Here is a 21,713-nt window from a genome sequence, read left to right on the forward strand (position 1 = left end):
CAGCCATGACCTCCTCCCCTCGATGGGCAGTTGCCGGCCTGGCGTTGTCGATGCTGCTGTCCTCCCTCGGCACGAGCATCGCGAACGTCGCCCTCCCGACGCTGGCGGAGGCCTTCGACGCCTCCTTCCCGGCGGTCCAGTGGGTGGTCCTGACCTATCTTCTGGCCATCACCGTCGCGATCGTCGGTGCCGGCCGCCTCGGTGACACGCTGGGCCGGCGCCGGGTGCTCTCCGCCGGGACGGTGCTGTTCACCGCGGCCTCGGTCCTGTGTGGCATCGCACCCACGCTCGGCACGCTCATCGCCGCCCGGGCCCTGCAGGGTCTGGGGGCTGCCGTCCTGATGGCCCTCACGGTGGCCCTGGTCCGCGACACGGTGCCGCGGGAGCGGACGGGCCGGGCCATGGGCCTGCTCGGCACCATGTCGGCGGTCGGCACCGCCCTCGGCCCGTCGCTGGGCGGTCTGCTGCTCGCCGGTCCCGGCTGGCGGTCCGTCTTCGGCGTCCTCGCGCCGCTGGGTGTGCTGAACCTCGTCCTCGCCCACCGCCATCTTCCGGCCGGCCATCGGCAGACCGAGGACCACGATTCCGGCGTACGGAAGACGCTTCTGCTCGCTCTCGCGCTCGCCGCCTACTCCGTGGCCGTCACCATCGGCGCCGGCGGGCTCACGCTGGTGCTGCTGGCGGCCGTCGCCGTCGGTGTGATCGCCACACCGGCGCTGCGGTCGCGGATCGTGCGCGCTGGCGCGCTGAGCGCCGGGCTGCTCACGAACACGCTGGTCTCGACGGTGATGATGACGACGCTGGTGGTCGGGCCGTTCTACCTGTCCCGCGCGCTCGGGCTCGGCGCGGTGCTCACCGGGCTGGTGATGTCGGCCGGCCCGGTCGTCTCCGCCCTCACCGGGGTCCCGGCGGGCCGCATGGTCGACCGGCGAGGCGCGCCGTTCACCGTCCTCACCGGACTCGGCACGCTGGTTGCCGGCACCCTCGCCCTGACCATCCTGCCGGCGATGTGGGGCCTGGCGGGCTATCTCGCGGCGATGGTCGTGCTGACGCCGGGCTACCAGCTCTTCCAGGCCGCCAACAACACCGCCGTCATGCTGGACGTCCGGCCCGACCGGCGGGGATCGGTCTCGGGAATGCTCACCCTGTCCCGCAACCTCGGCCTCATCACCGGCGCGTCCGCCATGGGTACGGTGTTCGCCCTGGCCTCCGCTGCCACGGACCCGGCGACGGCGAGTCCCCCGGCGGTCGCCGCCGGCATGCGCGTGACGTTCATGATCGCGACAGCTCTGCTGGCCCTGGCGATCCTGCTGTCCGCCGGTGGCCGCCTGCCCGCTTCGCCGCTCAGGCGTTGCCGAACACCAGGTTGATCGTCCAGAGGACGGTCGGCACGAACGCGAGCCAGGCGAGGGCGTTGCCCGCGATCGCCAGGCCGCGGCCGCTCATCCGGCCGTCCCTGGTCTCCTTGAGCGCGACGTGCCCGACCGCCCAGGTCACCGGGACGGGAAGGATCAGCAGGAACCCGCCGAAGAGGCTCACCAGGCCCAGGATCAAGGTGGCGACGCCGGCCGTCGACGTCGGACGGGTCGGCGCCGGCATCTGCGCAACGAATGGGCGGGTATGAGCGGTCCAGGCGTATCCGTCCCACCAGCGCTGGGCAGGCAGGCCGCTCGGGTCGTGGTACCACCCGGCCACGGCGGTGCCTGCCACCGTGTATCCCTCGTACATTGCCTGCCCGTTCTGTCGCACCGCGAGCCGTCGTGACGCGGCCTATCGGCACGGCGCGCCGATTCCTGAGCCGGCGAAGCTCAAGGGTGCCTCAAGCTCAGCTTCGGGGGCCACCCGCCGATGTCTTGCTCCGGAGCCCCCGCACCACGCGGGCTCCGGCGACGTGAGATGGGGCGGGACGATGAGCGGCGGGTGGGACACGGCCGGGCGGGCCGGCGCCGACGTACCCGAACTGACCGGCCTGGTGGTCGAGGAGGTGCTCGGCCGCGGCGCCGCGACCACGGTGTTCCGGGTCCACGACGGCACCTCCCGGTACGCGCTCAAGCACGCCCGTCACGCCGCCGACGAGAAATCCCTGGTCGCGTTCCGCCGGGAGGCGGCGCTACTGGCCGGCGTCGACCACCCCGGCGTCCTGAAGCCCCGCGCGGTCGGCCTCTACGAGGGCCACGCCGCCATCGTCACCGAGCTGATCGACGGCCCGACCCTGGCCGACGCGCTGGCCGACGGGCCGCTGCCGCAGGACCGGGTGCTGAGCCTGGCCGTCGAGCTGGCCGGCGCGCTCGCCGCCGCGCACCGCACCGGCCTGGTGCACCGCGACCTGAAGCCGCAGAACATCATGCTGCCGCCCGGCGGACCGGCCACCCTGATCGACTTCGGGCTGGCCGCGGCGGACGGCGGGGACTTCGCCGACCAGGCGGTCGGCACCTTCCGGTACACCGCGCCGGAGCAGGCCGGGATGCTGCGGCGGCCGGTCGACGGCCGCTCCGACCTGTACTCCCTCGGCGTGGTGCTGTTCGAGTGCCTGGCCGGCCGGCCGCCGTTCGACGCCGCCGACATCGGCGAGCTGCTCCGGTTGCACGCGGTCTGCCCCCCGCCGGACCTGCGGGAACTGTGCCCGGACGGCTCCCCGGAGCTGGCCGCGGTGATCGACCGGCTGCTGGCCAAGGACCCGGACGACCGGTTCCCCGACGCCCGCGAGCTGCTGCTCGCCCTGCGTCGCTGCACGGACGCCGCCGGCCGGGCCGAGGTGCCCGCCGCGGACCTGCCGCTGGTGGGCCGGGACGCCGAGCTCGCCGCGCTGACCGCCCGCTGGGCCGCCGCCACGGAGGGCGAGGGCGGCATGGTGCTGGTGCACGGCCCGTCCGGCGCCGGCCGTACCCGGTTGGCCGCGGCCCTCGCCGAGATCGTCACCGGCTCGGGAGCGGTCGCGCTGCGCGCCCGCAACGCGCCCGAGCCGGACGCGCCGCTGGCGGCCCTGCGCGCCGCGCTGGAACGCTACGCCGACGGCGTACGCCGGCTGTCCGGGCCGCAGGGCGACGCTGCCCGGGACCGGCTGCGGGCCGCCGCCACGCTCGCCGGCACCGCCCTGGTCCGCACCGCCTCGCCGGCCCTCGCCGACCTGCTCGGCGGCGGCACCGACACGGCCGGCCAGGGCCGCGACGAGCAGTTCGCCGCCGCCCTGGCCACCTTCCTGGCCGAGCTCGCCCGCGGCTGCGGCGGCCTGCTGCTGGAACTGGACGATGCGCACCACCTCGACCCGGCCACGCTGCGGGTGCTGACCGCGGTCGCCGACGGCGTCCCGGGCGTGCCGCTGCTCGTCGTGCTGACCGCGCCGGACGGCGCCGACCTCGCCGCCGTCCGGGCCGCCTGCGGCGCCGCGCTGGACGCCACGGTTCCCGTGGCGCCCCTCGCCGAGTCCGCCGTCGCGGCCCTGGTGGCCTCGCGGCTGCCGGGCGCCACCGCGCCGGCGGAGCTCACCTCGCACGTCGCCGCGCGCAGCGGCGGCCTGCCGCTCGCCGCCGTCGAGTACCTGCGGGACCTGGTGGAGGGCGGCCTGCTGGTGCCGCACTGGGGCACGTGGCGGCTGGCGAGCCAGGGGCTGGAGGCGCTCCCCGCCGGCGGCGGCCGCGAGCTGATCGTCTCTCGGCTGGACGGGCTCTCCGCGGCGCAGCGGGCGGTGCTCGCCGTGGCCGCCGTGCTCGGCAACCGGTTCCGGCTGGACCTGGTGGCCGCCACCGGCCAGCTGCCTAACGACGAGGTGGCGGCCGCGGTCGGCACGGCGGCGGCGCGGCGCCTCGTGGACGGCGGCACGGCCGGTCACTACACCTTCGTCCACCCGGGCGTACGGGACGCGCTCCTCGCCGAGCTGCCCGCGGACCGGGAGCGACGGCTGCACCAGCGGGCCGGCGAGGCGCTCGAGGCGCTCGCCGTGGCGGACCGCGAGCTGGGCCACGCCTACGCGGTCGCCCGGCACCACGCGGCGGCCGGGGCGGCGAGCGGCGCCGAGGCCCGCTACCGCAGCGCCGTGGCCGCCGGTACCCAGGCGCTCGCCGACCAGGCCCCGGCCGAGGCCGCCGGCTATCTGGAGGCGGCCACCGCGGCCGCCGCCGAGCTGGGCCGGCCGGTACCCACGGCCGTGGCACACGCGCTCGGCCGGGCCTACCTGCGTACGGGCCGGTTCGCCGAGGCTCGCGACGGGCTGCACCGGGCCATCGCCGCCGAGCCCGACCCCCGCGCCCGGGCCGAGCTGTGGGCCACCCTGGCCGAGCTGGAGCACACCTCCTGGGCGGACGCGCCCTCCGTCGACGCGGCCACCCGGGCGCTGGCCGAGCTGGGTCACCCGGTGCCGCGCCGGACGCTCCCCCTGGTGCTGTCGGCGCTCGGCGCGGCGGTCGCGGGAGCCCTCGTCCGCCGCACCGGCATCGGTGCCGGCACGGCGACCGGGCAGCGCCGGGACGACTTCGGCCGGCGCGCCGAACTCCTCGACGCCGCCGCCTACGGGTCGACGATCGGGCTCCGCATGATCCGGGCCGCGCTCTACGCGCTGCGCTCGCTGTACCTGGTGAACCGGCTCGGACCCGGCGCGCCGTACGCCCGGGCGTACGCGATGCTCGGCTTCTTCTGTGCCCTGGCCGGGCTGCGCCCGATCTCCCGGCGCTGCTTCGCCCGGGCCGGCGACGCCGCCACGACGGTCGGCGACCCGGCGCTGAAGGCGTACGTCGCCTGGCTGCTCGGCACCTCCACGCACCTCTCCGGGGTCGACGACGGCAGCTCGTGGGAGCGGTCGATCCACCGCGACGCCCGCTGGCTGGCCCCGGCGCAGTTCCTCACCGGCTACGGCTGGATGGGCATCCGGCAGCTGCTGCGCGGCTACGCCACCACGGCCGGCACCACCCACGAGCGCGGCCTGGCGCTGCTGCCGCCGGGCACCTCGCACCTGACGGCGGACTTCTTCTCGCTGCTCGGGGCGATGACGCCGGCGTTGCAGGGCCGGCACGGCGACGCCGCCGAGGCCCTGGCCGCCGTGCGGGAAGCCGTCGCGCACGGCGCGTCGGTGTCGCAGCGCGCCAACATCGCCGTGGCCAACCTGTTCCTCTCGCTGGAGCAGGGTGAGTTCGGCGAACCGTTCGACACGGCGGTGGCCGAGTTCGAGCGGATGCGCCTGACCCGCGGCGAGATGTTCGTGTTCCACCACTGGTTCTTCGTGTTCCGCGCCGCCGGCCGGCTGGCGCAGCTGCGACTCGCCGACGAGGCGGACCGGCCGGCCCGGCTCGCCGCCGCCCGCAAGGCCGTGCGCGAGCTGCGGCGCATCGCCCGTACCCCGCTGATCAAGGCCTACCACGACGTGGCGCGGGCCGCTCTCCTGGAGCAGTCCGGCCGCGCCGAGGCGGCGATCGCCGCCGCCTATCGGGCGGAGGCCCGGTGGTGGTCGCTGGACGCGCCGCTGCTCGGCTTCGACCTGGCCCGGATCCGGGCCCGGGCGATGCGCCGGCTGGGCCGGGTCGCGGAGTCGGAGCGGCAGGCCGAGCTGGCCGCGGCCATGGCCGAGACGCACGGCTGGGAACACCGCATCCGCCAGGTACGCGCCGAGTTCGGCGTCGACCGGAGCCGCTCGGCCGAACGGTACGGCCACGCCGGCACCCGGCTCGCCGACCCGCAACGCAACCGCCGGCTGGAGGCGCTGCAGCAGGTGAGCGTCGCCGCCGCCACCGTCCTCGACCCCGACCAGCTGGCTCGGGTGGCCCTCGACGAGACGCTGCGCATCCTCGGCGGCGAACGCGCCCTGCTGTTCATGCGCGACGAGGGCACCGGCCGGCTGCGCCGCTTCGCCGGCCGCGACGCGGGCGGGGCGGACCTCGACACGGTCACCGACTACGGCTCCACCCTGATCCACCGGGTGCACGAGAGCGGCGAGGCGGTCGTCGTCACCGGCACGGACCAGGGCGCGGCCCTCGGCTCGCACAGCGTGGTCGCGCACGGCCTGCGCAGCATCATCGTCGCCCCCGTCCTGCTCAAGGGCCGCCCCACCGGCGTGGTCTACCTGGACAGCCGGCTCGCCCGCGGCGTCTTCACCTCCGACGACGTCGACGTGCTGACCGCCGTCGTCAGCCACGTCGCGGTCGCCCTGGAGACCGCGCGCGCCGCCCAGCTCGACGTCGCCGTGCGCACCGCCCGCCACCAGCAGGAGCTGGCCGAGCTGCTGCGTACCAGCCTGGCCGAGCTGAACTCGCTGCACCAGCCGCGGCAGGTCCTCGACCGCCTGTTCGCCACCCTGGCCGAGAACGCCGCCGCCACCGGCGGCGCCCTGCTGCTGCCGGACCCGCTGGACGGCGCCCTCACCGTGGCCGACGTCTACGGCGAGACCGATCCCGGTCATCTGGGCGCTCGCCACGAGGGGCTCGACGTCGCCGGCGCGCCCGAGGCGGGCCCGGTACCGGCCGTACTGCACGGCGTGCTCGACCCGTCCGGCGCCGCCCTCGTCGTCCCGCTCGTCGCCCGCGACCGCCTGGCCGGCGTCGTGGTCCTCACCGCGGCCGCCTTCGACGACAGCCGGCGCGACATCTGCGCCGCCCTCGCCAGCCAGGGCGTCAGCGCGTACGACAACGCGCAGCTCTTCAGCCAGGTGCAGGAACTCGCCACCGTCGACGGCCTCACCGGGGTCGCCAACCGCCGGCACTTCCACGACCTCGCCGGCAGCCTCGTCGAGGTGGCCCGCCGCAACCGCCGGCAGATCGCCGCGGTGATGCTCGACATCGACCACTTCAAGCGGGTCAACGACGCGTACGGGCACGGCGCCGGCGACGACGTCATCACCGAGGTGGCCCGGCGGGTCGCGGCCGGCATCCGCTCGTCCGACGTCCTGGGCCGTTACGGCGGCGAGGAGTTCGCGGTGGTCCTGCCCGATCACGCGGGCGCCGACCTGGAGGTGGTCGAGCGGATGCGCGCCACCATCGAGGCCACCCCGGTGGAGACGCGGGTCGGCCCCGTCCCGGTGACGATCAGCGTCGGCCTGGCCCGGCTGACCCCGTCCGACGACGGCCTGGACGCCCTCCTGGCCCGCGCCGACCATGCGCTCTACCGGGCCAAGCAGGCCGGCCGCAACCAGGTCGCCCTCGACTGACGGCCTCAGCTCGCCGGCGGGTGTGCCTTCAACCAGGCGTCCGCCCGGCGCGCGGAGGCCCGGGACAGCCACGCGTCCTGGATCAGCTCGGCCAGCTCCCGGCGCGTCAGCTCGCCGATCCGGCCGGCCCGCAGCAGCACCGACGGATGGCCGTCGAAGTGGGCCGTCGTGAAGAAGGGCGACGACTCGTCCTGGATCAGCGCCTGCTTGTCCGCGTCCGACTCGACCCAGAAGACGATCACGTCCGCATAGCGCTCGCCGGTGGCGGGGTCGACCGCGTCCGGCCGGGGGTTACGGAAGAAGATGAAGGACTTCCTGCCCACCTGGTAGACCGGGTTGTCGCCGGTGCCGTACTCGACGGTCACGTGGGGCATGCTCAACGCCAGTTCGTGCACGTCCTCCACACGAGCCGGCCGGTCATCGTCGTACGACACGTACCACCGTAGCCGAGGTCCCGGGTTTCCGTGCGGCCGCCGAGGGCATGGTGCACGGGTGCCGGGATGGGTCGAAGCGGGTGGCTGGGGACTGGTGGGCGGGTCGGCGCTGCTGATCGGCGCGGCCGCGGGCTATCTGGTACGCATCCCGCAGAAGCTGATCGCGTCGATCATGGCCTTCGGCGCGGGCGTGCTGCTGTCCGCCGTCTCGTTCGAGTTGGTCGCCGAGGCCCACGAGCGCGCCGGGCTGGCGCCCACGGCCGCCGGGACGGCCACCGGGGCGCTGGTCTACACCGGTTGCAACATGCTGCTGGCCCGCCGCGGGGCGCGGCATCGCAAGCGCTCCGGGGACCTGCAGCCGTCCGAGGACGAGCAGGGCGGCTCCGGGACGGCCCTGGCGCTCGGCGCGCTGCTCGACGGGGTGCCGGAGTCGATCGTCATCGGGACGAGCCTGCTCGGCGGCGGGGCCGTCTCGGCCGTGACCGTGACCGCCGTGTTCATCAGCAACGTGCCCGAGGGGCTGGCCAGCGCCGCCGGCATGCGCCGGGCCGGCCGCTCCCGGGGATACGTCTTCGGCCTGTGGGGCGGCATCGCCGTACTCAGCGGTGTCGCGGCGGTCGCCGGTCACCTGCTGCTGGGTGGCGCCGCGCCCGCCGTCCTCGCGTTCATCACCGCGCTGGCCGCCGGCGCCATCATCACCATGATCGCCGACACGATGATCCCCGAGGCGTTCGAGCGTACGCACCTGGCGATGGGCCTGATCCTGGTGCTGGGCTTCCTCTGCGCTTTCGCACTGTCCACGAGCGACGGCTGACCCACGAGCCCGCGCCGCTGTCCTAAGATGTGTGGCGTGGAACGTGATGAAGATCGCGAAACGGCCCTCGCCCACCGTGAGCAACGGATCGGCGAGCGGGAGAAGCTCATGGCCGAACGCGAGTCCACCGCGGACGAGCGCGACGCCGTGGCCGACCAGCGAGACGTCGAGCTGGAGCAACGGTCGACCGTGGCCGACCTGCGCGACGAGGCGGCCGGAGCACGCGACACCCGGGCGAGGGACCGGGAACGTTCCCTCGAGGCGCGCCGGCAGGAGGCCGACGCCCGGGATCGGCACGCCGATCGCCGGGAAGCCGCCGCCGACGAGCGCGACGCCACCGCCGACGAGCGAGAGCGACTCGCGGACCTCCGCGAGAAGTCCGCCGACGCCCGTGACCGCACCGCCGACCAGCGGGAGATCGAGGCGGACCTGCGCGATTGGGACAACCCTGGCGGTTGAGATCCCGGGCCGGCCTCGGGTTCCGGTCACCCGTTGGTGGCCAGGACCGGGTCACTTCGTCGGGATTGGGGGCGACTGCCGGCTTCAGCCGTTGCTGAGCGAGCCGGCCGGGCGCAGAATCCACTGACATCCCGCCCTAGCATTCTGGGGAGGCTGCATGTCAGCACCGCAGACGCAATCCGGTCTGGTGCGGCGGTCGTCGTTCTCATCCCACGACGACGCCGAGATCACCGAGTTCATCCGGCAGGTGTACGCCGGCAACAAGTCACGGTTCGCGCCGGTCCGGAACGGCGCACAGTTCTCGGCGCTGACCCACGACACCGCCTTGATCGGCGCGGACCGGGTGCGCACGTCCATCGACTACCGTGGCACCACCACCGCCGAGGGCTTTCGGGACTACGTGTTCTTCCTCGTGCACGCCGGCAGCGTGCAGGTGAAAGCTCGCGGCGCGGACACCATCGCGTCCAGGGGGGACATCGCGTTCTATCCCCTCGGGGTCCCGGTCGATTTCGTCATGCACCACTTCGACGTGACCACCCTGCGGCTGCCGAGCGACCGGATCGACCGGGTTGCCGAGGACACGACAGGCGTGCCCGCCGCGGAGCTGAAGTTCCACGGCGTCACGCCGATCTCGGCACCGATGCGTCGCTACTGGCGGTCCTTGCTCGGCCTGGTCAGCGGAGCCCTGATGGATCCGGTCTCGCCGCTGAGCTCACCGCTGCTCGCCGAAGACCTCGCCCGCACGGTCGCCACCGCCGCCCTGCAGGTCTTCCCGAACACGACGATGAACCGTCAGCACGTGCCGGGCCCCGGCACCGTCGCGCCGGCGGCGGTCCGCCGCGCTGTCGCCCACATCGACGCCCACGCCCACCTGCCACTCCAGCTGAGCGAGATCGCCGCGGCGGCCGGCACCAGCGCCCGCGCCCTGCAGTACGGTTTCCGCCGGCACCTCGGTACGACGCCCCTGGGATACCTGCGCCAGGTACGGCTGGAACTCGCGCGACGAGAACTGCAACGCGCCGACCCGGCTCGCGGCGACACCGTCGCGGCCATCGCGACCCGATGGGGCTTCACCCACACCGGCCGCTTCGCCGCGGCCTACCGCGCGGCCCACGGCGTGCTACCGGGCGAGACGCTGCGAACCTGAACTTGTTGAAAGGCCTACGGACGAGCGGGTTTCCGGGTCCTCCGCTCGTTGATCCTCTTCATCGCTTCCTTGGCGAACCGTTGGGCACCCTCCGCTCGATCCTGGAGCACCTCCGCGGTGAGCGCGATCTCCTCCGCCCGGGTACGCGCGCGTTCCGCGAAATCGAGATGCTCCCCGACTTTCTCGGCGCTCGTCGTGCTGCCATCGTCTTCCGGGCTCACCACTCCATGCAGCCCCGCCGGACCCGTTGCGTCAATGCCGGCCGCGCCGGCGCTTCGTTTCCGGGCCTTCCTGTTCGCTCCCCGGATTCCCGCCGCGTCGGAGCCTGGTCGTCACCCGGCACTGCCGTCAGGTCGCCGCCACCGGCGATGGCATCCGCCCGAGTTTTGCGCTCCCGCTCCCGCTCGGCCGCCTCGGCCCGCTCGAATGCCTGCTGCGCCGCGACGGCGTGCGACAGGGCCTTGTCGGCGGCGAGGAGGACGCTGTCGGCGTGCTTCCGGGCGCTCTCCGCGGATTCTGTGCGGCGGCCGCCCCGGTGGCAGCCTTCCGCGTGGCGGCACCCTCGATGGCGGCCTGGACGGCGGCCGTCTAGGCCTGGGCGGCAGCCGCCTGGGCCTGCTCGGCTGCGGTCCAGGCCCGTGCGAGGCGAATCTCTCACCGAGTTTCCGGCATGGAGGCGTGATCCGGCACAAAAATGGCCCGGACCGAAGTCCGGGCCAATTTCTCCTGGTGGAGCTGAGGGGACTCGAACCCCTGACCCCCACACTGCCAGTGTGGTGCGCTACCAGCTGCGCCACAGCCCCTTGCCATGTCCGGTCGCCCGGGCACAGAGGGAATAGTACACACCCGTCGGGCCCCCGTTCGCGGGAGGGGCTCAGTTCAGCGAGACGTCGGGCGGGAAGTGCGCGACCGCCGCCAGGATGTCGCCCTGGCGGCGAAGGACCATGGCCCAGAGGTCGTCCGGGCGGTTCACGAAGGGGTCGCCCGGGAGGGCGTCGAAGACGAACCAGGAGCCGGCCGCGATCTCGTCCTCGAGCTGGCCCGCGGACCAGCCCGAGTATCCGGCGAAGACCCTGATGCCCGCCACGCTCTCGCGCATGCGGTCCGGGTCGGCGGAGAGGTCGACCGTGCCCAGGCTGCCCGCGACCTGGTGGAAGCCGGAGACCCGCTTCTTGATCTCGGGGCGTGTGCGGGCCAGGCAGATCGCCGACTCGGGCTGGACCGGGCCGCCCTCGAAGAGGACCGCCGGGTCGCCCGCGAGGGCGCCCCAGTCGCCCAGGACGTCGGCGACCGGGACCTCGGTGGCCCGGTTCAGCACCACACCGAGGGCGCCGCCGGTCTCGTGGGCGACGAGCAGCACGACCGTACGGTCGAAGTTGGGGTCCTTCAGCGTCGGGGTCGCGACCAGCAGTTGACCGGTCATCGATTCCACCGACCGACCTCCGACACGCTGCTCTTCACTGAACACGACAGCCTCGCTCTCCCGCCATGCTTGGACATTAGCTTGCGGTTCGGGCCACCGATAAGGTCTGCGCATGAACGAGCGACACCCGGAGGCGGAGATCGGCGTCATCGGCGGATCCGGTCTCTACGCCCTGCTGGACGGCGCGACGGAGCACGACGTGTCCACGCCCTACGGTGCGCCGTCGGATCGGATCACGATCGCCGAGGTCGGCGGCCGGCGGGTGGCCTTCCTGCCGCGGCACGGCCGCGACCACCGCTTCCCGCCGCACAAGATTCCCTACCGGGCCAATCTGTGGGCGTTGCGCTCCTTGGGTGTACGCCAGATCGTCGCGCCCTGCGCCGTCGGCGGTCTGCGCCCTGAGCTGGGCCCCGGCACCTTCGTCGTGCCCGACCAGCTGATCGACCGGACCAGCGGCCGACCCCAGACGTACTACGACAGCGGCGCGGTGCACGTGTCGTTCGCGGACCCCTACTGCCCGGTCGGCCGCCGCGCGGTGCTCGCCGCCGGGGAACGGGTCCGCCCCGTCGACGGCGGCACGATGGTGGTGGTCGAGGGGCCGCGGTTCTCGACCCGGGCGGAGTCGCGCTGGTTCGCCGAGATCGGCGGGTCGATCGTCAACATGACGGGTCACCCGGAAGCGGTACTCGCCCGGGAGCTGGCGCTCTGCTATACGGCCATCGCGCTGGTGACGGACCTGGATGCCGGCGTCGAGGGCGAGCACGGGGTCACCATGAGCGAGGTCTTCCGGGTCTTCACGGAGAACACCGCGAAGCTGCGCGGGATTCTGCTGGACGCCGTGACGCGGCTGCCGGCCGAGCGGGAGTGCGCCTGCGCCTCGACGCTGGACGGCATCAAGCTTCCGATCGAGCTTCCCTAGCCGTCGCCACATCACCCCCACGAGTTACCCTGCGCAACCGTTTCAGCGAGTACGGTGAAGTCTTACAGCCGCGAAACGGGTAGGGAAGATTCGTGTCCGGGACAGCGCTCCTCGGTCAGATCACCCGTGGTGATCATGTCTGCTGGATCGTCGACGACGAAACCGTTCGCCTGCGGACGCTGGCCGACGTCGTCGGCGCCGGACTGGGCCAACGCGACAGGACCGTCTACTGCGGTGATGATCCCGAGGCGGTCCTCGCCGCGATCGAGCGGCACGGTGTGCGCACCACCGAGGCGCTGGCGTCCGGAAGCCTCCGGACGGCGACGGCGGAGTCGTCCTGGCTGACCGCCGCCGGGGCCTTCGACCCGGACGTGGCCATGGGTTTCCTGCGGGAGGAGCGGGACAGGGCACGCCGCGACGGGTTCCCGGGCCTGCGGCTCATCGCCGACATGTCGTGGGCGAGCCGGTCGGTGCCGGGCGCCGAGCGGCTGCCCGCCTTCGAAGCGGGGCTGAACGTGTTCTTCGCCGAGGGCTATCTGCTGGGGGTGTGCGCGTACGACCGCCGGCTCTTCGATCCGCTGAGCCTGCGCCGGCACACCGGGACGCATCCCGGGGCCGCCGGCACCGACATGCCGTTCGACCCGGCGTCCGCGCTGCGCATGCGGCTCACCCGGGATCCGTACGGGCTGCGCCTGGCGGGCGAGGCGGACATCTTCAACCGGCAGGCGCTCGCGTCGGTGATCGAGCACCTGGTCGACCGCCAGCCGGACGACGGCTCCGTGGCGGAGATCGACGTGTCCGGGCTGCGGTTCGCCGACACGGCGGCCGGACGCATCCTCTCGCGAGCCGTGGACCGATCCGCGGGCCGTCTACGCCTCGTGGGCAGCTCGCCGACCTTGTCCCGGCTGCTCGACTTCCACGGCGGCCGGGGGACATTCGCCCGGCGCAGTGGCCGGGACGTCCTCGACCTCCGCGGCGACCGACTCGATTTTTCCGGAGACCGACTGGACTTCCGCAGTGAACGACCCGATTTCCACAGTGACCGACTCGGCTTCCCCGCAGCGCACGCGCCCGACCCGGACGCCGAGGCAGACTCCGCATGACCGACTGCACCCGAGCGTGCGAAGAGGGATTCTCGAATGACCGGCCCCAGGTCCGTTCCACGCTTCGACCATCCGGCGCTGTTGTACCGCAACGAGCACGAGTACGTGGCGGGCACCACCGCATTCGTCCGCTCCGCCGTAGCCGACGGCGAACCCGTCCTGGTGGCGGTCCCAGGGACGAACCTCGACCTGGTGCGGGAGGCACTGGCCGACGTCGCCGACCGGGTCGTCTTCGCCGACATGGCGGTGGCCGGCCGTAACCCGGGCCGGATCATCCCGCGCGTGCTGCTCACCTTCGCCGCCGACCACCCGGGCCGCCGGGTGTCCATCATCGGCGAGCCGATCTGGCAGGGCCGCACGGCGCTGGAATATCCCGCCTGCGTCGCACACGAGGCGCTGATCAACGCGGCCTTCGCCGACCACGACGCCGCCATCCTCTGCCCGTACGACATCGAGCGGCTACCCCCGCCGATGGTCGAGGACGCCTGGCGCACCCACCCCACGATGATCGACGCCGGCGCCCTGTACATCAGCGACCGGTACGCCGACCCGTTCGAGACGGCATCGAGCTTCAACCACGAGCTCCCCCCGCCGCCCCCGGACGCGGAGACCCTGGCCTACGGCGAGTACTCGACGCTGGCGGCGGTCCGCTGTTTCGTACGCCGCCACGCCGCCGCATCCCTCTCCCCGGAGGCGACCGAGGACCTGGTCCTGGCCGCCAACGAACTGGCCGCCAACACCTTCGAACACACCCGGGGCCGGGGCCGCATCACCATCTGGACCGAACCCGGCGTCCTCATCTGCCAGGTCGACGACACCGGCCACCTGGCCAACCCCCTCGCCGGCCGCCTCCTGCCCCCACCGGACCACCCCCGCGGCTACGGCCTGATCCTCACCAACGACCTCTGCGACCTGGTCCGCACCCACACAACCCCGACCACCACCACAATCCGCCTCCACAAGTACCTAGGAACCCGAGCCCTCCACCACCCAAAAGCCCACCAATAAAGCAAAAAGGAACCGCACCCAACACGACCGGCACACGGCGGCGTACGACACGAGGCGGAGCTCGGTGTCGTGGCGGCGGCGGGCCGCGGGCAGCAGCGGGCAGCGGGCAGCGGGTAGCAGGCAGCAGCGGGCAGCAGCGGGCAGCGGGCAGCAGCGGACGGCAGCGGGCAGCGGCGGACGGCAGCGGGCAGCGGCGGACGGCAGCGGGCCGCGGGCGGCGGCCCGCGGGCGTCACGCCGTGGAACAGGCCTCACTCGGCACACGGCGGCGGACGGGACACGGCGGCGGGCGGCGGCCCGCACGCAGCAGGAAAGGTGAAGAAAGGCGCCAAGACCAAGCGAAGCGTCAGGCGAAGCCGCCCAACGCCGCAGGCGCCCGCCGCAGGCGCCCGCCGCAGGCGCCACCAACCGCAACAAACGCCCAAACCCCGCCACCGCACCGCGGGGTCTCCGGGGGCTCGGCCCCCGGAGCAGACAAGACGAGGCCCCCGGTCCGCGCTTTCCGCGGACAGGGGGCCCCAGGGACTCGTGGAGGTGCCGGGAATCGAACCCGGGTCCTTCGTTGTTTCGTCAGGGCTTCTCCGAGCGCAGCTCACTGTGCCTCTACTCGGCCCCACCGATCACGTGAGCGAGTCGGTGTGACGGGCCCAGTCGCTGATTGATCTCGCCGCACGGTCCCCGCGACCGGGACCGATTGGCCAACCTCCTAGCTGATGCCGGAGATCTGAGCCGGAGGTGTGCTCAGTCCGACAGACTTGCTACTTACCTCAGGCGGCAAGAGCGAAGTCAGCGCGGGAGTTATCCTTGGCGCTTATTGTTTTCCGACGACCGATTCTCGAGACGACGTCGGCTTCCTCGGCTCGCTTCCCCTGTCTCCACGTACGAAGTCGAAACCAGTCACCCCCTCGTAGCGCCACCGCTACTGCGGTAGCCGTACAAGACTAACGTGTCCGCGCCCGGAGTTCATTCCGGTATCGGCCCGTGCGGTGGGTGTGCCGTTCACCACGGCGGCCGGCGCCGCGGTCGATCCGGCGGGCGCTGGCCGGCCATGGGGGGAACGCGGTGAGCGCGGCTGGGGGCTAGCGGGCCGTGGAGGGCTAGCGGGCCGCGGAGGGCTAGCCCGGCCGTGGAGGGCTAGCGGGCCGCGGAGGGCTAGCGGGCCGCGGAGGGCTAGCCCGGCCGTGGAGGGCTAGCGGGCCGCGGAGGGCTAGCGGGCCACGGAGGGCTAGCGGGCCACGGAGGGCTAGCGGGCCACGGAGGGCTAGCGGGCCACGGAGGGCTAGCGGGCCACGGAGGGCTAGCGGGCCCCGGAGGGCTAGCGGGCCACGGAGGGCTGGCCGGCCGTGGGGGGACGCGGCCAGCGCGGCAGTGGCCGGCCGCGGGCGGACCCGGACGGTACGGCGGCCGGCGTCGCGGTCAGCCCGGCGGCGGCTGGCCGGCCGGGGCCGTGGGCGACGTGGACGGCACGACCAGGATCGGTGTCCTGCGCTCGTCCGGGCCGACCATGCGGACGGCGACCCAGGCGACCAGGATGACGAGCAGCGTGGCGGCGGCGACGACGAACGAGTACCGGGGCAGGCCGATCTGTCTCTCGGCGTGTTTGCCGGGCATTGGTGGTCCCTTCGCGCGCGGTGGAACGGGCCGCGGCGAGGATATCCGTCAATCCATGCCCTTGCTCCGGCGCCCCAGCGCTCGGTTGATTTCCTTGTTGGCGTCGCGGGCGGCGAGGTCCTGGCGCTTGTCGTACGCCTTCTTGCCCTTGGCCAGGCCGAGCTCGACCTTCGCGTACCCGTTGTGGAAGTAGACCTGGAGTGGCACGAGGGTGACGCCGTCGTCGCGGAGCTTGCCCATCAGCTTGCTGATCTCCTCGCGCTTGAGGAGCAGCTTGCGGGTGCGGCGGGGCTCGTGGTTGGTCCAGGTGCCCTGGGTGTACTCCGGGATGTGCATGCCGTGCAGGAAGATCTCGCCCTGGTTCTCGTGGCCGAAGGCGTCGACCAGGGACGCCCGTCCGGCGCGCAGCGACTTGACCTCGGTGCCGGTCAGCACCATGCCGGCCTCGTAGGTGGCGAGGATCGCGTAGTCGTGGCGGGCCTTGCGGTTCGAGGCCACGACCTTGCGCCCCTGTTCGCGCGGCATGTTCGGCTCCCCACCCGGATGACACTGCAGAAAAAAGGCCCGGCCGTTCGGCCGGACCTTTCCATCTTAGCGCCGGGTCAGCACAGACAGCGCGGCAGATAATGCGCCGGATTCCTCGGTACGCCGCCGAAGCGCGTCTCGAAGTGCAGGTGGAATCCGGTGGACGCGCCGGTGGTGCCGACGCGGCCGATGACCTCGCCGCGGCGGACGTGTTCGCCGTACCGGACCAGGATCTTGGATTGGTGGCCGTAGCAGGTGGTGAAGCTCGTGCCCTTCTGCCGGCCGTGGTTGATGCAGGTGTAGTTGCCGTACCCGCCGTTCCAGCTGGCCTGGACGACCCGGCCGCTCGCCGCCGCGTGGATGGGGGTCCCGCCGCCGGCGGCGATGTCCATGCCCGCGTGCAGTTGCCACACCCGGTAGTAGGGGTCGTACCGGTTGCCGAAGTCGCTGGTCTTCCAGCCGTGGACGGGCATCCGGAGCACGCCGCCGGTGTAGGGGCCGCCGCCGTTCTTCTCGTCCCAGCCGCGCAGTGCGGCCTGGATCCGCTCCTCCTCGGCCTTGGCCTGCTCGTACTTGGCGAGCACCGCGGCGCGCTGGGAGCGGGCGAGGCGCAGGGCCGCCTTGCGGCTCTCCGCGAGCTTGATCATGGTGGCCCGGGCGCGCTGGGCGGCCGCCTGGGCGCTGCGTGCCGCGGCGAGCTTGTCGGCGGCGTCGCGCTCGGCGTCCTCGGCGGCGCGCTTGGCGAGCCCAGCACGGTCCTGATGGGTACGGGCCGTGCGCCGCGCCCCGACGAATTCGTCGACGCCCTCCTGCTGCTTGCGCATGACCTGCTCGATGAGGCCGATCCGGTCGATCGCGTCCTGTGGTCCGCGGGCCCCGACGAGGACGTTGACCGTGGCGATGGTGCCGCCCATGTACGACACGGCCGCGATGTCGTCGACGCGTTCGCGGGCCTGGTCCACCCGGCTCTGGGCCTTCTCGAAGGCGGTGGCGCTGCGGTCGTACGCCGCCCGGGCGGTGTCGGCCTTGCGCCGGGCGGTCGCGGCCTGCACCGAGGCGGCGGCGACGACGCCACGCGAGGCGGCGACCTTCTTCTGCGCCGCGGGCAGGGCTGCCGTCGCGATCTCCAGCCGGCGGGCGGCGTTGCGGGCGGTCGCGGTGGCGTCCTCGAGGATCGCCTCGGCCCGGTCGACGGCCCGGCTCGCCCGGCGGGCGTCGTCGGCCGACGGGTCGGCGTGCACCGCGCCGGGCACGGTGACCAGGAGGCCTGCGGTGCAGAGCGCGCTCAGGCACACGGTCAGCGCGGCACGGAAGCGGCGATGTCGGCGACTCTTGGGCTCCACGAAGAGTCACCGTACTCTGACTTTCCGGAGCTTTTCGGTGAAATCGTGCAGAACGGCGATCGCCGCGCATCTCATCCGAGATACGCGGCGATCGGTGCTTGTCGCCCGAGAGGGCGCTCCGGCCTCAGACCTTCAGGTAGAAGCGCAGAGTGACCCAGGCGGTGATCGCGCTGACGCCCGCGCCCACCGCCGCCAGCAGCGGCAGCATCAGCCAGACGTCACCGTTGGACATCGGCGTCAGGACGTTGGCGAGGGCCTGCAGCCGGCCGTCGAGCAGGACGATCTTGAGGGTGAAGATGATGCCGAAGCCGAGGATCGCGCCGATCAGGCCGGCGACGACCGCCTCGAGTACGAACGGCGCCTGGATGAACCAGTTGGACGCGCCGACCAGCTTCATGACGGCGACCTCGCGGCGCTTGCTGTACGCGGCCACCTGGATGGTGTTCCCGACCAGCAACAGCGCCGCCAGGGCCATGAAGGCCGCCACCCCCAGCGCCATCACCTGGACCGTGTTGAAGATCTTGAAGATCTTGTCCAGCAGCTCGCGCTGGTCGACGATGTCCTGGATGCCCGGCGTCTTCGCGATCTGCTGGTTGAAGGCCTCGTACTGCTCCGGGTCCTTGAGCTTGACCCGGTACGACTCGGGCAGGCTGTCCGCGCGCACGGAGTTCACGAAGTCGGGCGAGTTGCGCCAGAGGACCTTGAACTTCTCGTACGCCGCCTCGCGGCTCTCGTACTCCTTGGACTGCACGAGCGGGCTCGCGTCGATCGCCTGACCGATGGCGGCGCGCTCGGCCTCGCTCACGTTGTCGTTCAGGAAGACGGATACCTCGACCTTGCCGAAGTAGAAGTCCTTCATCTGGTCGACCTGCATGTACATCAGCACGCTGGCGCCGAGCATGGTCAGCGACACCGACATGGTGATGATCATGGCGATGGTCATGGTGACGTTACGCCACAGACCGACCAGCACCTCGTTGAGGACGTACTTGAAACGCATCGGGGGTTCCTTCCGGGACTCCGCGTTCGAAAATCAGAGCAGTCGAAGGGGCGCGGGGCCCGGGAGCGTCAGCCGTAGACGCCGCGCGCCTGGTCGCGGACGATCCGGCCGCTCTCGATCTCGATGACCCGGCGGCGCATCTGGTTGACGATGTTGGAGTCGTGGGTGACCATCACGACCGTGGTGCCGGTCCGGTTGATCCGGTCGAGCAGGCGCATGATCTCGATCGACGTGTCGGGGTCCAGGTTGCCCGTCGGCTCGTCCGCCAGCAGGATCAGCGGCCGGTTGACGAACGCCCGGGCGACCGCGACACGCTGCTGCTCACCGCCGGAGAGCTCGTGCGGGTAACGGTGTTCCTTGCCGCCGAGGCCGACCAGCTCGAGCACCTCGGGCACGACCCGGCGCGCCACGGCCTTGGTCTTGCCGATGACCTCGAGGGCGAAGGCCACGTTCTCGTACGCCGTGCGATTGGGCAGGAGCCGGAAGTCCTGGAAGACGCAGCCGATCGAGCGGCGGAAGTGCGGGATCTTCCAGGACCGCATCGCCGTGACGTCCTTGGAGTTCACCACCACCTTGCCGCGCGAGGGGGACACCTCGTGCAGCAGCAGCTTGATGATCGTCGACTTGCCGGAACCGGAGGGGCCGATGAAGAAGACGAACTCACCCTTCTCGATACCGACGCTGACATCGTCCAACGACGGCCGAGACGCCTTCGGATACGTCTTCGTCACGTTCTCGAGCTGAATCACGGGTGGAGAGTCTACGCGGTGTAACGGAAACGCCAAGCCCGCCGGTGGACGGTTTTCGCGTCCTTCGGGGCAGATCTTCCCCGCCGCGCGCGCGAGGTACACCGAACGTGAACGCCGCCTGACTCATCGTTCAGGCGGCGTGTCGCGGCCGGCTCAGCCGGCCATCTGGTTCTGCTTGCGCCAGCGGATGCCGGCCTCGATGAAGTCGTCGAGCTCGCCGTCGAAGACCGAGGACGGGTTGCCCGTCTCCTGCTCGGTGCGCAGGTCCTTGACCATCTGGTACGGGTGCAGCACGTACGAGCGCATCTGGTCGCCCCAGGAACCCGTGGTGTCCTGCTTGAGGCCGGCGAGCTTCGCCTCCTCCTCCTGGCGCTTGCGCTCGAGCAGCCGCGCCTGCAGCACCCGCATGGCGGAGGCCTTGTTCTGCAGCTGCGACTTCTCGTTCTGACACGTCACGACGATGCCCGTGGGGATGTGCGTGAGGCGCACGGCGGAGTCGGTGGTGTTGACGCTCTGTCCACCGGGACCCGACGAACGGTAGACGTCCACCCGGATCTCGTTCTCGGGGATCTCGATGTGGTCGGTCTGCTCGACGACCGGCATCACCTCGACGCCGGCGAAGCTCGTCTGGCGCCGGCCCTGGTTGTCGAACGGGCTGATCCGGACCAGGCGGTGCGTGCCCGACTCGACGCTGAGCGTGCCGTACGCGTACGGCACCTTGACCGCGAAGGTCGCCGACTTCAGGCCCGCCTCCTCCGCGTACGACGTCTCGTACACCTCGGTGGGGTAGCCGTGGCGCTCCGCCCAGCGCAGGTACATCCGCAGCAGCATCTCGGCGAAGTCGGCGGCGTCCACGCCGCCGGCGCCGGCCCGGATGGCCACGACGGCCTCGCGGGAGTCGTACTCGCCGGAGAGGAGGGTGCGGACCTCCATCTCCTCGATGGCCTTCTGGAGCTTGACCAGCTCGTCGCCGACCTCGGTGACCGAGTCGGCGTCGCCCTCGGCCTGCGCCATCTCGAGCAGCAGGCCGGCGTCGTCGAGGCGCGAGCGCAGCTTCTCCATCTTCGAGATCTCGCCGGCGACGTACGACAGCCGGGAGTTGACGTCCTGGGCCCGGGCCTGGTCGTCCCACAGGTCGGGGGCGGAGGCCTGCTCCTCGAGCTCCGCACGGTCCCGGCGCAGCTTGTCGAGGTCGAGCACGTTCTCGATGTTGCGCAGGGTGGCGTCGAGGGCCTTGAGCTGTTCAGGAAAGTCGGCTGCACTCACGACGGTCAAGAATACGCCGCCCGGCCCGTGTCGTGGCCGGGCGGCCCGTGGTGCGTAGTTCCGCCATCACTCCGCGGGGGCGGCCTTGAGCCAAGTCAGGGCCGCCTTGTGGTACGCGACGGCGAACTCCAGCGCGGCGGCGCCGTACTGGTCTCCCGCCTTCTTGGCCTCCTTGGCCTGCTCGCGGGCCATGGCCAGGGCCTCCGAGTGATACTCGTTGGCGCCGGTGTAGAGCGTCTTGAGCTGGCCACCGGCGTGCTGCTGGCCGAAGGCGACGCGCAGGGCGACCGGGTTGCGAATCGCATCGCGGCCGGGCGCCTCGGCGAGCCACCGGCTGAAGGCACGCTTGCCGGCGGCGGTGATGGCATAGGGCTGGCTGGACCGTGGTCCGGGCTTGCCGAGGCGGACGAAGCCCATCTCGGCGAGGACCGGCAGTTCGCGGTAGACCTGGCTCCGCGTCATCGACCAGTAGGGCCCGAGGCGGCGTTCGGCAGCCGCCATGAGCTGTCCGCCGGTCATCGGCCCATCGTGCAGCAGGCCGAGCAGTGCGGCAGCCGTGGGATTGATCTGAGAGTCGGGCATGCCTTCTAAGCTGCCACTTTGTCGCTCCGGCGTCCAGGATTTCGCCCGATCCGTCCAATTTGCGTCTCCACAAGCGACTGTCCCGCACAGACAGTCCGACCACGAGGGTCGTGACCGGGCGTTTCGCCCTTGAGGACGGGTGTCACGCGGTAGAATGGAGCACGAAATCGGTCAGACGGCGCTCGAAGTCGGGAAGCGCCAC

General features: G+C 72.3%; 18 protein-coding genes, 1 tRNA gene and 1 other RNA gene. 8 read left to right on the plus strand and 12 right to left on the minus strand.

Annotation, left to right across the window (positions count from 1 at the left end; all coding sequences use genetic code 11):
• Nucleotides 1–5: 5 nt before the first annotated feature.
• Nucleotides 6–1,370 (plus strand): MFS transporter, encoded by a 1,365-nt coding sequence (locus IEY99_RS18780; RefSeq protein WP_189204993.1) that lies wholly within the window; start codon nucleotides 6–8, stop codon nucleotides 1,368–1,370.
• Here IEY99_RS18780 and IEY99_RS18785 read toward each other — a convergent pair.
• Nucleotides 1,345–1,710, minus strand: coding sequence for a DUF2510 domain-containing protein (locus IEY99_RS18785; RefSeq protein WP_189204995.1), 366 nt, complete (start codon nucleotides 1,708–1,710; stop codon nucleotides 1,345–1,347). The two genes, IEY99_RS18780 and IEY99_RS18785, sit on opposite strands and share 26 nt — an antisense overlap.
• Nucleotides 1,711–1,909: 199 nt before the next feature.
• Here IEY99_RS18785 and IEY99_RS18790 point away from each other — a divergent pair, with 199 nt between their 5' ends.
• Nucleotides 1,910–7,129 carry a diguanylate cyclase gene (locus IEY99_RS18790; RefSeq protein ID WP_189204997.1) on the plus strand — a complete coding sequence of 1,740 codons (5,220 nt, stop codon included), beginning with the start codon at nucleotides 1,910–1,912 and terminating at the stop codon, nucleotides 7,127–7,129.
• Nucleotides 7,130–7,134: 5 nt separating this feature from the next.
• Here IEY99_RS18790 and IEY99_RS18795 read toward each other — a convergent pair whose 3' ends face one another.
• Nucleotides 7,135–7,563, minus strand: coding sequence for an MmcQ/YjbR family DNA-binding protein (locus IEY99_RS18795; protein ID WP_229798953.1), 429 nt, complete (start codon nucleotides 7,561–7,563; stop codon nucleotides 7,135–7,137).
• Nucleotides 7,564–7,621: 58 nt separating this feature from the next.
• Between IEY99_RS18795 and IEY99_RS18800 the strand changes: the two genes are divergently transcribed.
• The 3 genes from IEY99_RS18800 (at nucleotide 7,622) to IEY99_RS34335 (ending at nucleotide 9,983) form a co-directional block, all read left to right on the plus strand.
• Nucleotides 7,622–8,377: a ZIP family metal transporter gene (locus tag IEY99_RS18800; RefSeq protein WP_189204999.1), complete on the plus strand. Its 756-nt coding sequence runs from the start codon at nucleotides 7,622–7,624 to the stop codon at nucleotides 8,375–8,377.
• Nucleotides 8,378–8,413: 36 nt separating this feature from the next.
• Nucleotides 8,414–8,836 (plus strand): hypothetical protein, encoded by a 423-nt coding sequence (locus IEY99_RS18805; RefSeq protein WP_189205001.1) that lies wholly within the window; start codon nucleotides 8,414–8,416, stop codon nucleotides 8,834–8,836.
• 157 nt (nucleotides 8,837–8,993) lie between these two features.
• Complete coding sequence (locus IEY99_RS34335; RefSeq protein WP_229798956.1) at nucleotides 8,994–9,983, plus strand: AraC family transcriptional regulator; 990 nt, start codon at nucleotides 8,994–8,996, stop codon at nucleotides 9,981–9,983.
• A gap of 727 nt (nucleotides 9,984–10,710) precedes the next feature.
• Here the strand turns inward: IEY99_RS34335 and IEY99_RS18815 are convergent.
• Together IEY99_RS18815 and IEY99_RS18820 are read right to left on the minus strand one after the other, a co-directional pair.
• Nucleotides 10,711–10,786, minus strand: a tRNA-Ala gene (locus tag IEY99_RS18815).
• Between the two features lie 71 nt (nucleotides 10,787–10,857).
• A complete protein-coding gene (locus tag IEY99_RS18820) occupies nucleotides 10,858–11,406 on the minus strand; it encodes a YqgE/AlgH family protein (protein ID WP_189205003.1) in 549 nt (182 codons plus the stop codon).
• A gap of 112 nt (nucleotides 11,407–11,518) precedes the next feature.
• Between IEY99_RS18820 and IEY99_RS18825 the strand changes: the two genes are divergently transcribed.
• From IEY99_RS18825 to IEY99_RS18835, 3 genes are all read left to right on the plus strand, one after another.
• Nucleotides 11,519–12,325 carry an S-methyl-5'-thioadenosine phosphorylase gene (locus tag IEY99_RS18825; protein WP_189205005.1) on the plus strand — a complete coding sequence of 269 codons (807 nt, stop codon included), beginning with the start codon at nucleotides 11,519–11,521 and terminating at the stop codon, nucleotides 12,323–12,325.
• Between the two features lie 92 nt (nucleotides 12,326–12,417).
• Entirely contained in the window at nucleotides 12,418–13,428 is a 1,011-nt protein-coding gene (locus tag IEY99_RS18830; protein WP_189205007.1) for an MEDS and STAS domain-containing protein, read from the plus strand.
• A gap of 36 nt (nucleotides 13,429–13,464) precedes the next feature.
• Nucleotides 13,465–14,436, plus strand: a complete 972-nt coding sequence (locus IEY99_RS18835; RefSeq protein ID WP_189205009.1) for an anti-sigma factor RsbA family regulatory protein — start codon at nucleotides 13,465–13,467, stop codon at nucleotides 14,434–14,436.
• A 525-nt stretch (nucleotides 14,437–14,961) separates the two neighbouring features.
• On the opposite strand, the gene ssrA is transcribed toward IEY99_RS18835, so the two are convergent.
• From ssrA to IEY99_RS18875, 8 genes are all read right to left on the minus strand, one after another.
• Nucleotides 14,962–15,340, minus strand: a transfer-messenger RNA (tmRNA) gene (ssrA, locus tag IEY99_RS18840).
• 511 nt (nucleotides 15,341–15,851) lie between these two features.
• Entirely contained in the window at nucleotides 15,852–16,046 is a 195-nt protein-coding gene (locus IEY99_RS18845) for a hypothetical protein (protein ID WP_189205011.1), read from the minus strand.
• 48 nt (nucleotides 16,047–16,094) lie between these two features.
• Complete coding sequence (gene smpB / locus IEY99_RS18850) at nucleotides 16,095–16,571, minus strand: SsrA-binding protein SmpB (RefSeq protein ID WP_189205014.1); 477 nt, start codon at nucleotides 16,569–16,571, stop codon at nucleotides 16,095–16,097.
• Between the two features lie 77 nt (nucleotides 16,572–16,648).
• A complete protein-coding gene (locus IEY99_RS18855) occupies nucleotides 16,649–17,914 on the minus strand; it encodes a M23 family metallopeptidase (protein WP_229798957.1) in 1,266 nt (421 codons plus the stop codon).
• 124 nt (nucleotides 17,915–18,038) lie between these two features.
• Complete coding sequence (gene ftsX / locus IEY99_RS18860; RefSeq protein WP_189205016.1) at nucleotides 18,039–18,914, minus strand: permease-like cell division protein FtsX; 876 nt, start codon at nucleotides 18,912–18,914, stop codon at nucleotides 18,039–18,041.
• 68 nt (nucleotides 18,915–18,982) lie between these two features.
• On the minus strand, nucleotides 18,983–19,663 hold the full coding sequence (gene ftsE, locus IEY99_RS18865) for a cell division ATP-binding protein FtsE (RefSeq protein ID WP_189205018.1): 681 nt from the start codon (nucleotides 19,661–19,663) through the stop codon (nucleotides 18,983–18,985).
• A 153-nt stretch (nucleotides 19,664–19,816) separates the two neighbouring features.
• Nucleotides 19,817–20,929, minus strand: a complete 1,113-nt coding sequence (gene prfB, locus IEY99_RS18870) for a peptide chain release factor 2 (RefSeq protein ID WP_189205020.1) — start codon at nucleotides 20,927–20,929, stop codon at nucleotides 19,817–19,819.
• Nucleotides 20,930–20,995: 66 nt separating this feature from the next.
• The gene (locus IEY99_RS18875) at nucleotides 20,996–21,511 is read right to left on the minus strand and encodes a PadR family transcriptional regulator (RefSeq protein WP_189205022.1); all 516 of its coding nucleotides are present in this window, start codon (nucleotides 21,509–21,511) and stop codon (nucleotides 20,996–20,998) included.
• Between the last annotated feature and the right edge of the window lie 202 nt (nucleotides 21,512–21,713).

It is taken from the genome of Couchioplanes azureus (genome assembly GCF_014648355.1).
Classification (GTDB): Bacteria; Actinomycetota; Actinomycetes; order Mycobacteriales; family Micromonosporaceae; genus Actinoplanes; species Actinoplanes azureus.